Source organism: Albidovulum sp., from assembly GCF_008933605.1.
GTDB lineage: Bacteria > Pseudomonadota > Alphaproteobacteria > Rhodobacterales > Rhodobacteraceae > Albidovulum.
On sequence record NZ_WBUS01000115.1, the window covers coordinates 1 to 10051 of the forward strand.

8 protein-coding genes and 1 pseudogene are annotated in these 10051 nt (G+C 69.7%); 2 read left to right on the forward strand and 7 right to left on the reverse strand.

All coding sequences use genetic code 11. From position 1 onward, the window contains the following. Nucleotides 1–278: pseudogene (locus F9K34_RS13840) on the forward strand (hypothetical protein); the annotation flags it as partial. Between the two features lie 4 nt (nucleotides 279–282). Here the strand turns inward: F9K34_RS13840 and F9K34_RS13845 are convergent. Further along, nucleotides 283–1257, reverse strand: a complete 975-nt coding sequence (locus F9K34_RS13845; protein WP_291337560.1) for a quinone oxidoreductase family protein — start codon at nucleotides 1255–1257, stop codon at nucleotides 283–285. A 162-nt stretch (nucleotides 1258–1419) separates the two neighbouring features. On the opposite strand from F9K34_RS13845, the gene F9K34_RS13850 reads away from it, so the two are divergent. Further along, nucleotides 1420–3921, forward strand: coding sequence for a GcvT family protein (locus tag F9K34_RS13850; protein WP_291337561.1), 2502 nt, complete (start codon nucleotides 1420–1422; stop codon nucleotides 3919–3921). Nucleotides 3922–3999: 78 nt separating this feature from the next. Here F9K34_RS13850 and F9K34_RS13855 read toward each other — a convergent pair whose 3' ends face one another. From F9K34_RS13855 to F9K34_RS13880, 6 genes are all read right to left on the reverse strand, one after another. Next, nucleotides 4000–4347, reverse strand: coding sequence for a carboxymuconolactone decarboxylase family protein (locus tag F9K34_RS13855; RefSeq protein ID WP_291337562.1), 348 nt, complete (start codon nucleotides 4345–4347; stop codon nucleotides 4000–4002). Between the two features lie 98 nt (nucleotides 4348–4445). Then, nucleotides 4446–5219, reverse strand: coding sequence for a glycoside hydrolase family 25 protein (locus tag F9K34_RS13860; protein ID WP_291337563.1), 774 nt, complete (start codon nucleotides 5217–5219; stop codon nucleotides 4446–4448). 34 nt (nucleotides 5220–5253) lie between these two features. Beyond that, entirely contained in the window at nucleotides 5254–6324 is a 1071-nt protein-coding gene (locus F9K34_RS13865; protein WP_291337564.1) for an NAD(P)/FAD-dependent oxidoreductase, read from the reverse strand. A 42-nt stretch (nucleotides 6325–6366) separates the two neighbouring features. Then, complete coding sequence (locus tag F9K34_RS13870) at nucleotides 6367–6894, reverse strand: hypothetical protein (RefSeq protein WP_291337565.1); 528 nt, start codon at nucleotides 6892–6894, stop codon at nucleotides 6367–6369. 156 nt (nucleotides 6895–7050) lie between these two features. Then, complete coding sequence (locus F9K34_RS13875) at nucleotides 7051–9078, reverse strand: M3 family metallopeptidase (RefSeq protein WP_291337566.1); 2028 nt, start codon at nucleotides 9076–9078, stop codon at nucleotides 7051–7053. 131 nt (nucleotides 9079–9209) lie between these two features. Next, nucleotides 9210–10051 (reverse strand): HesA/MoeB/ThiF family protein (locus F9K34_RS13880; protein WP_291337567.1); only part of this gene is annotated, 842 nt, incomplete at its 5' end.

Below are 10051 nucleotides of genomic sequence, written 5' to 3' on the forward strand. Positions count from 1 at the left end.
CGACCGAGCCGCCGCCCGCGACCGCTGCCTGGGATGCCGACCGGCTGACGCAGGAACCGGCCGGCGCGGTCGCCGTGGCGGAGGCAGCCGCAGCCCGACCGGCCGCCGCGCCCGTGACGGGCGGCGTTCTCGGCATGATAAGCGGGCTTTTCGGCGGCAAGTCCGATGGCTCCGCCGCGGACACGGGCGCGCAGAAGCCGGAGGTCCGGGTGAACGGCCTTGGCGGAAACTGCGCCGTCGCCGGCGGCATCAAGCGCTGCAGCATCGGCGGCGGCTGACCCCTCAGAGCATCAGCACGGTCGAGCCGGTCGTCGCCCGCGCCTCCAGCGCGCGATGCGCCTCGGCCACCTCGGCAAGCCGGTACCGCCGGCCGATCTCGACCTTCACCGCGCCCGACAGGACCTTGCCGAAGAGCCGGCCCGCCATCTCCTGGCAGGTTGCGGGATCGGCGATATGGGTGAAGACCGTCGGCCGCGTGATCTTGAGCGAGCCCTTCGCGGCGAGCGTGAGGATGTCAAGCGGCGGCACCGGCCCCGAGGCGTTGCCGAAGCTGATCATCATGCCGAGCGGGCGGAGGCAGTCGAGCGAGCCCTCGAAGGTGTCGCGGCCGACCGAGTCCATTACGACATCGACGCCCCGGCCGCCGGTGATCTCGCGCACCCGCTTCGCAAAGTCCCCGGCCCGGTAGTTGATAGCTGCCACCGCGCCGTGGTCGAGCGCCATGCGGCACTTCTCGTCCGATCCGGCCGTGGCGATGAGGTTGATCCCCTCGGACCGCGCCCACTGGCAGGCGATGAGCCCGACCCCGCCGGCCGCCGCGTGGAAGAGCACCCAGTCGCCGCGGGAGATCGGCGTCGTCCGGTTGAAGAGGTAGTCGACCGTCAGCCCCTTCAGCATCATCGCCGCGGCGGTGTCGAACGCGATGCCGTCGGGGAGCCGGCAGACCTGGGCGGCGGGCATCACCCGCGCCTCGGCATAGGCGCCGGGCGGCTGGCTCGCGTAGGCCGCACGGTCGCCGGGCTTGAGGTGCGTGACCCCTTCGCCCACCGCCTCGACAACCCCCGCCGCCTCCATCCCGAGGGCTGCGGGCAGGGTCATCTTGTAGAGCCCGCTGCGCTGATAGACGTCGATGAAATTGAGCCCGGCCGCCATCTGGCGGATGCGGATCTGGCCCGGCCCCGGTTCGCCCACCGGCCGGTCCACGAGTTTCAAGACCTCGGGCCCGCCATGCGCCTCGATGACGACGGTGCGTGCCATGCGATCCTCCACCTTGGTTTCCGGCTCAACATGTAGCCATCCCCGTGACGCGGGTCGAGACCCGCGCATGTCGTTTTTCCACCCGAACAGGTCGGGCTGACCTTTCCGGAATCCGGCCGCTCTGGCAGATAGGACGTGGATCTGCACACGGGGAGTCGGCCGATGAAAACGCATGTCAAAGCCCTTGTCGTAGGCGGCGGGGCCGTCGGTTGCGGCATCGCCTACCACCTGGCGAAAGCTGGCTGGGACACGATGCTCCTGGAGCGGGACGAGCTGACGAGCGGATCGACCTGGCATGCGGCGGGGCTCCTGCCCCTTTTCAACATGTCCTACGCGACGACCCACATCCACAAGTACTCGGTCGATTTCTACAAGATGCTGGAGGCCGAGACCGGCCTCAACGCGGGCTTCGCGGTCGTGGGCAACCTCAGGATGGCGCAGACCGATGCGCGGATGGACGAATACATGCTCTATTCGTCGGTCGCCGAGACGGCGGGCGTCTATCACGAGTTCCTCACCCCGAAGGAGATCAAGGACCGCTGGCCGCTCGTGCGGACCGAGGACCTGAAGGGGGCGCTCTTCCACCCGCAGGACGGCTACATCAACCCGGCCGACGTGACCCAGGCGATGGCCAAGGGCGCCCGCCAGCACGGCTGCACGATCGAGCGCAAGTGGCAGGTGGACAGCTATCTCTGGACCGGGTCCGAATGGCGCGTGACCTGTTCCAAGATGGTGGAGAAGGGCGGCAACCTCGTCCCTTCGGACGAGCAGGTGGTGATCACCGCCGAACATGTCGTGACCGCGACCGGAAACCACGCACAGCGCACCGCGCGTCTTCTCGGCATCAGGATCCCCGCGATCCCGGTCGAGCACCAGTATATCGTGACCGAGCCCGATCCCGCGCTTCAGGCCTGGCGCGCGGCCGGCAATCCCGAGCACCCCGTGCTGCGCGACGCCGACGCCAAGTGGTACGTCCGCGAGGAGCGCGGCGGATGGATCCTCGGCCCCTATGAGCGCAACGCGCCCGCACGCTTCCTCTATGACGTGCCGGACAGCTTCCGCGCCGACCTCTTCCCGCTCGACCTCGAGCGGATCGAGGGGGAATACATGTCGTTCATCCACCGCATCCCCACCTCGGAAACGGTGGGTCTGAAGGACGATTTCAACGGCCCGATCTGCTACACGCCCGACGGTAACCCGCTTGTCGGCCCGGCGCCCGGACTCAGGAACATGTGGCTGGCCGAGGGCTTCTCCTTCGGGATCACCGCAGGTGGCGGCACCGGCTACTACCTCGCCCAGATGATGGTCGAGGGCGAGGCCGAGATCGACATGGCCTCGCTCGATCCCAAGCGCTACGGCGGCTGGATGACGACCGAATACGCCGCGCGGAAGAACGAGGAATGCTACGAGCACGTCTTCATCCTGCACCACCCCGACGAGGAGCGCGAAGCCTGCCGGCCGCTGCGCACCGCCCCCGCCTATGACCGGCAGAAGGCCGCCGGCGCGCAGATGGGGCAGGTCAACGGCTGGGAACGGCCGAACTACTACGGCCCGAAGGATGCGCCCGCCTCGTTCGACCACGACTCGCGCAGCTTCCGGCACGGGGGCTGGTGGCAGTATGCGGTCGACGAAGCCAAGGCAATCCGCGAGACCGCCGGCCTCATCGACGCCTCGGCCTTCACCAAGCATCTCGTGCGCGGACCGGGCGCGACGGCCTTCCTCGACTGGTTCACCTGCAACGCGCTGCCGAAGGTCGGGCGTATCAACCTGACCTATGCGCTGACCGATGCGGGCACCACGCGGACGGAATACACGATCGTCCGCAATGGCGAGAACGACTACTACCTGGTCAGCGCAGGCGCCTGGACAGCCTATGATGCCGATTTCCTGAAGAAATCCGCCGAGGACTTCATGGGCCGGGGCGGCGGCTGGATCGACATCCATGATGTCACGACCCAGTGGGGCGTCTTCGCGCTCGCCGGGCCGAAGTCGCGCGACATCCTGAAGGAGATCGTGAAGGACGCCGACCCGGCGACGGCGCTGTCAAACAAGCGCTTCCCCTGGCTCTCGGCGCGGCGGATCGAGCTTGGCATGTGCCCGGTGAACGCGATCCGGGTGGCCTATACCGGCGAGCTTGGCTGGGAACTGCACCACCCGGTCGAGATGGGCCGCTACCTCTGGGATATTCTGGTCGAGGCCGGTGCGAAGCACGGCATGAAGCTGGTCGGTGCCCGCGCCCAGAACTGGCTCCGTCAGGAGAAGAGCTATCGCGCCTTCGGGACCGAGCTTGGCCGCGACGCGACCCCCCTGGAAGCTGGTCTGCCGCGCTTCGTCGACATGTCGAAGGACTTCCGCGGCAAGGACGCGATGGAGAGGACCGGCATCCGCGCGATGTGCGTAACGCTTCTGATCGACGGGCCCTCCGACACCGACCCCTGGGGCAAGGAGGCGCTCTTGCTGAACGGCGAGAAGATCGGGCGCCTGACCTCGGGCGGCTGGTCGGTGGCCTTCGGCAAGCAGATCGGCATGGGCTATGTCCGCCCCGATCTCGCCGCCGTTGGCACGAAGCTCAAGGTGCGGATGTTGCGGCAGGAGTGGGACGCGGTCGTCGTCGAGGACAGCCCATTCGACCCGTCGAACGCGCGCATCCGCGTGGACGGCTAGGGCCACCCGAACGCAGTCACCGGAACAAGAAAAGGGGCCGGTCTCGGCCCCTTTTTTCGTCTCGCGCGGTCTTTCGGATCACCCGGCCGCTTTCGCTGCCAGTTCGTCCCAGCAGGCAAGCGCCTCGCCCGCGTACATGAGCGTTGGCCCGCCGCCCATCTGGATCGCCATGGCGAGCACGTCGCCGAGTTCCTCCCGCGTGGCGCCGGCCTTCATCAGCGCCTCGACATGGAAGTTGATGCAGGGCGAGCAGCGCAGCGCCAGCGCCATGCCGAGGGCGACGTATTCCTTTTCCTTCAGCGAGAGCGGACCGTTGTCCTTCACAGCCTTGGAGAGCGTGGCGAAGCCCTGCGTCGCGCCGGGGACGGCCTTGTAGAGCTCGCGCAGTTCGGCACGGGTTTCGTTGATGGCGTCAAGGTAGCTCATGGGGGCCTCCGGATTGGACTGTCCGGGCCATGGCAGCAAATCGCGCCTGAAACCTTGACCTTGATCAAGACATGCAGGATTTGGAATGTGACGTTACGTCAGAGACTGCGCCGTGCGCGCCAGCGCACCCAGTCCGCCTCGGAGCCCGCGAAGGCGTTGAGGTCGACCGCCCCCGAGACGCCCTGCACCACGCCGGTTCCGGTGTACTGCCAGAAGCTCCAGTCCTGACCCGGATAGGTCTTGCGCGGATGGCCCGCCACGGAGCGGAGCCAGAATTCCTCTCGCCCGAGGCGACGGAGGTCGTTGTCGGCGAAGAAGTCGACGGTCGTGTAAATGACCGGGCGCTGGCCCATCGCGTTGCCGACGATGCGCTGGAAGGCCGCGATCTCGGCGCGGACCGTGGCCGGATCGGGCCGGGCGCGGCAGGTGCGCGAGGCATGGTTCCATTCCACGTCGAGGACCGGCGGCAGTGCCCCCAGTTCGCGCGGGACATGGGCGAGGAACCAGGCCGCCTGTTCGGCCGCCGGGCGGCAGAGGTAGAAGAAGTGGTAGGCGCCGCGCGGCACGCCCGCCTGGGCCGCGCCGCGCCAGTTCGCAGCGAAGCTCGGGTCGGTATGGTCGCCGCCCTCGGTCGCCTTGAGGAAGGCGAAGGAGACGCCGGAACGCGCGACCTGGTGCCAGTCGATATCGCCCTGGTACCGCGATACGTCGATGCCGTGGACGGAGTGGTGCGCCGGCGTGATGCCCCGCCAGTCGTAGGGGTCGAGGTCGCGGAACCGGTCGGGAATGCCGCGCGCACGATCGCCCGGCCCGCCGCAGGCCGCGAGCGCGGCCAGCGTCAGCGCGATCAACCCTGCACGGAGTGCCCGCATCCCGTCCCCCTGATTCCCGTTTTCCGGGAGTGTCTCACCGAAACCGCGCCGGCGAAAGGGCGGCGACGGTCGCCGCGTCGAGGACAGGCGCGCGGCCGGCGACGAGATCGCCGACGAGCGCGCTCGCCGCGGCGGAGGTCTGGAAGCCATAGCCGCCCTGCCCGGCGACCCAGAAGAACGACGGCACCTCCGGATCGGGGCCGATCACCAGCACCCGGTCGGGCGCGAACGTCCTGAGGCCCGCCCAGGAGGCGAGAAGCCGTGTCACCGGGGCGGTCACCATCTCCTCGTAGCGGGCGAGCCCCTCGGCCAGAACCATGTCGTCGGCCCAGGCATCGTGCGGCTCTGCCGGGTCTTCCTCGGCCGGCGAGACGATGAGTGCACCGGCATCGGGCTTGGCATACCAGGTCTCGCCCACCCCCATGAGCATCGGCCAGCGCGCCGTGTCCTGCCCGTCGGGAGCGGGGATGCGGGCCATGGAGCGGCGCAGGGGCGTGAATCCCAAGGGGCGCACGGCGGCCATCCGCGCGACCTCGTCAACCCAGGGACCAGCCGCGTTCACGAGCAGGCGGGCCCGGTACTCGCCTGCCGCCGAGGCCACCTGCCAGAGGCCGCCCGCCCGCGCGATCCCGGAGACGCGCGCGCGCGTCAGGATCTCGGCGCCGTTGCCCCGTGCCTCGCGCACGAAGCCCTGGATCAGGAGGTCGGTGTCGATGTCCGATGCGTGGTCGGCAATCGCCGCGCGGCGAACGCGCGGCCCGAGGATCGGCACCCCGGCCCGCGCCTCGGCGGGGGAAATCTCGGTCAGCCCGAAGTCGCGGCATTCAGCCGCGAAGGCATCGTCCGCTCCCTCGGCGCCGAGAAGCATGATCCCGCGCGGCGTCAGCACGCCGGCCGCCCTGAGGGCGTCGCCGCTCGCATGCGACAGCGCCACCACGGGCGCCAGCCCGTAGTTCGGCTCGTAGAGCGCGGCAGACCGGCCGGACGCGTGATGGGCGAGATTGTCCTCGGCCTCGAGAAGCGTCACCCGCCCCAGGTGCGACAGCCGTGCCGCGGCGGAAACGCCGGCGATCCCGCCGCCGATGATGAGGAAATCTGTTGCCATGCGCGCACTCTCGCATCGCCTGTCGGCGAAGGAAAGAGCCGCTCAGCGACGGCGGCGCCGGACCGCGACGAGAAGCGCAAGTGCGGCGGGAAGGGCGAACCCGGCGGCGGGAAGGGGCACCGGGGCCAGGTAGGGACGCGACACCCCGCCCCCGCCGAGCGGGCGCGGCAGGAGCGTCGGACCACCGCGCGCGGGCCAGTAGGGGGCTGGCGGCGGCGGCAGGTAGAGGCTGGCGAGGCGGAGGGGTTCGGCGGGCGGTTCCACGACGGCATCGGGACCGAGGCACAGCGTCACCACCCAGAGATAGCCGACGCTCGACCCCACCGCGTTCGAGGCGCTGGTCCCGGCGACCAGGCATCCGACGCGGGCAGCGGCAACTGCCGCCTTGCCGACGAAATCCTGGCGGACCGGCTGCGGCGGAACGCCGCGACCGACCGCGCGCGAGGAGGAAACCGTCAGGCGTGCGTCATGGATCAGGGTCTCCGGCGTGCCGGGCCCCGTGATGATCGTCGCCGCCGAGACGCCGCTGCCCGCAAGAAGGCAGAGCGCGACCGCAGACGCGATCGCCATTGTCCGGCCAGTTCCCGCCAAGTGCCGGCTTCCCCAAATTCCGGTGCCCGCCGGACCCCCTGGCCCGGTCGCACCAACACCGGGTCAGAGTCACGGCAAAATCTGACCGAACCGTGTCTATTGCATGTGCTGGGTGGACAAATTCCGGGCAATTTTTCAGACAGGCTCCAGCAGGCCCCGTCCGCGCAGCAAGGGCTCCACCCCCGGCATCCGGCCCCGGAACGCGGTGTAGAGCCGGTCCGCCTCCTCCGACCCGCCGGCGGAAAGGATATGCCGCTCCAGCCGCCGGGCGGTTTCCGCGTCGAAGGGATCGCCCGCCTCGGTGAAGGCGTCGAAGGCATCGGCGTCCATGACTTCGGACCACATGTAGCTGTAATAGCCGGCGGAATAGCCGTCGCCTGCGAAGACATGGGCGAAGTGCGGCGTCGCATGGCGCATCCGGATCGCCCGTGGCATGCCGATCCGCCCAAGCTCCGCCGCCTGCATCGCCATCGGATCTGCGGGCGCCGCGCCCTCGTGGAAGGCCAGATCGACGAGCGCGGAGGCCACGTATTCGACGGTCGCGAATCCCTGGTCGTAGGTCGAGGCCGCGAGAAGCCGGTCGCGCAGGTCCGCCGGCATCGGCGCGCCGGTATCGCTGTGCCGTGCATGGGTGTCGAGCACCTCCGGCACCTCCAGCCAGTGCTCGTAGAGCTGGCTCGGCAGTTCGACGAAGTCGCGCGCCACCGATGTTCCGGAAATGAAGGCATAGGTCAGGTCGGAGAGCATCTGGTGCAGCGCATGGCCGAATTCGTGAAAGAGCGTGCGCGCGTCGTCCCACGAGAGCAGCGCCGCTTCTCCCTCGGCCGGCCTGGCGAAGTTGCAGACGTTCACCACGATCGGCCGTTGCTCTCCACCGAGCTTTCGCTGCTCGCGCATGGTCGAACACCAGGCGCCGGAACGCTTGGAGGGGCGCGCGAAGTAGTCGCCGAGGAAGACCGCGATGTGGCGCCCGTCCCGCGTCACCTCCCAGGCGCGGACATCGGGATGGTAGAGCGCAGCCTCGACCGGCCGGAACTCCAGCCCGAAAAGCCGGTGCGCCGTGTCGAAGGCCGCGCCGATCATCGCGTCGAGCCCGAAATAGGGCTTCAACTCGCCCTCGTCGAGGTCGTGTTCCGCGTGCCGCCGCTTCTCGGAATAGTAGCGCCAGTCCCAGGGCTCGAGATCGCCGTTGATGCCGTCGGAATGCATCATCCCGGTCAATATGGCGGCGTCGGCGAGCGCCCGTTCCCGCGCCGGCTCCCACACCCGCATCAGGAGGTCGCGGACATTCGCGGGCGTCTTGGCCATCTCGGGTTCGAGCTTGTAGGCGGCGAAACTGTCGTAGCCGAGGAGCCGCGCCCGCTCCTCGCGCAGCTTCAGGATCTCGGCGGCGATGGCGCGGTTGTCCGTCGCCCCGCCATTCGCGCCCCGCGCCACCCAGGCCTCGTACGCCTTCTCGCGGAGGTCGCGGCGCGGCGAGAACTGCAGGAAGGGCACGACCAGCGACCGGCTCAGCGTCAGTACATGGGTGTCCCGGCCCCGCTCCTGTGCCGCGGCCCTCGCGGCGGCGACGACGAAATCGGGCAAGCCCTCGAGATCGGCCTCCGAGAGCGGCATCACCCAGTCGCGCTCTTCGGCGAGGACGTTCTGCGAGAAGGCGGTCGAGAGGACCGCGAGCCGTTCCTTCACCTCGGCCATGCGCCGGCGCCCGGCGTCGTCCAGCGCCGCCCCGGCACGGACGAACATGCGCCGGTAAAGCTCCAGCACCCGCTGCTGCTCCGGCGTGAGGGAAAGCCCCGCGCGCGCCTGCCAGAGCGTCTCGATGCGCGCGAAGAGCTGCGCGTTCATCGTCACCTCGGAGGAGAACGCCGCCATCTTCGGCGCAAGCTCCCGCTCCAGCGTCTGCCGCGCCGGGGTGGAGTCCGCCCCCGCGAGGTTCCAGAAGACGCCGCCGACGCGGTTCAAGGCCTCCTCCGCCAGTTCGAGCGCCTCGATCGTGTTGGCGAAGCTCGGCGGCGCCGGGTTCGCGGCGATGGCCGCGACGTTCGCCCGTGCCTCGGTCAGCGCCAACTCGAAGGCGGGCGCGAAATGCGTGTCCTCGATCCGGCCGAAGGGCGGCAGGGCGAAGTCGCCGGTGAAGGGTTCAAGCAGCGGATTGGTCATGGCGGTCTCCTTTGGCAGGAAAGCTAGGCGCGGCCGTCGGCGAAGGCCAGCGCCCTGCCCCATTTTCTCCCGGCAAATGCTCCGGCCGGAGGCCGGGCCCGGGGGGGACTCGCCACCCCGCCGCGGGCGAATCACCCGCCGCAGATCGGGCAGGAGGGACTGCGCCGCAGCGCGATCTGCCGGCTCTCTCCGTAAAGCGCGTCGTAGATCAGCATCCGTCCGCGCAGGCCCTCGCCCGCGCCGGTGATCTCCTTGATCGCCTCGACCGCCATCAGCGCGCCGACAACGCCCGGCAGCGCGCCCATCACGCCAGCGACCGCGCAGGCGGGGGCCAGCCCGTCGGCCGGGCGCTCGGGGAAGATGCAGGCATAGCAGGGCGCGCCGCGCGCCGGGTCGTAGAGGCTTATCTGCCCCTCCCACTGGGTGATCGCGGCGGAGATGAGCGGCTTGCCCGCGGCCACGGCGGCCGCGTTCACCATGTAGCGCGTGTCGAAGCTGTCCGACCCGTCGAGCACGAGGTCGTAGTCGGCGAAGAGCGCCGGCGCCTCGGCCGCCGTCAGCCGGCGGTTGTAGGGGCGCACCGCGATGAACGGGTTGAGCGCCTTCATCGCCGTCTCGGCGGAGAAGACCTTTGGCATCCCGATCCGCGCATCGGTATGGATCACCTGCCGCTGGAGGTTGGACGAGGACACGGTGTCGTCGTCGATGACCCCGATCGTGCCCACGCCGGCGGCGGCGAGGTAGAGGAGCGAGGGCGAGCCGAGCCCGCCAGCCCCGACCACCAGGACCTTCGCCTCCTTCAGCCGGCGCTGGCCCATGCCGCCCACCTCGCGCAGCACGATATGGCGCGCGTAGCGGTCGAGTTCCGCCTCGGAAAACGCCGCCGTCGCGGACGCCTCCGGCGCGGGCTTCGCCCGGTTCCTCAGCGAGGAGAGGCCGTGGCGGTAGCCGAAGGCCAGCGCCGCCACCACCC

Coding starts and splice junctions, on each gene's coding strand:
- F9K34_RS13845 (WP_291337560.1), bottom strand. CDS start 1,257: ATGGCACGCACCGTCGTCATCGAGGCGCATGGCGGGCCCGAGGTCTTG.
- F9K34_RS13850 (WP_291337561.1), top strand. CDS start 1,420: ATGAAAACGCATGTCAAAGCCCTTGTCGTAGGCGGCGGGGCCGTCGGT.
- F9K34_RS13870 (WP_291337565.1), bottom strand. CDS start 6,894: ATGGCGATCGCGTCTGCGGTCGCGCTCTGCCTTCTTGCGGGCAGCGGC.
- F9K34_RS13860 (WP_291337563.1), bottom strand. CDS start 5,219: ATGCGGGCACTCCGTGCAGGGTTGATCGCGCTGACGCTGGCCGCGCTC.
- F9K34_RS13855 (WP_291337562.1), bottom strand. CDS start 4,347: ATGAGCTACCTTGACGCCATCAACGAAACCCGTGCCGAACTGCGCGAG.
- F9K34_RS13875 (WP_291337566.1), bottom strand. CDS start 9,078: ATGACCAATCCGCTGCTTGAACCCTTCACCGGCGACTTCGCCCTGCCG.
- F9K34_RS13865 (WP_291337564.1), bottom strand. CDS start 6,324: ATGGCAACAGATTTCCTCATCATCGGCGGCGGGATCGCCGGCGTTTCC.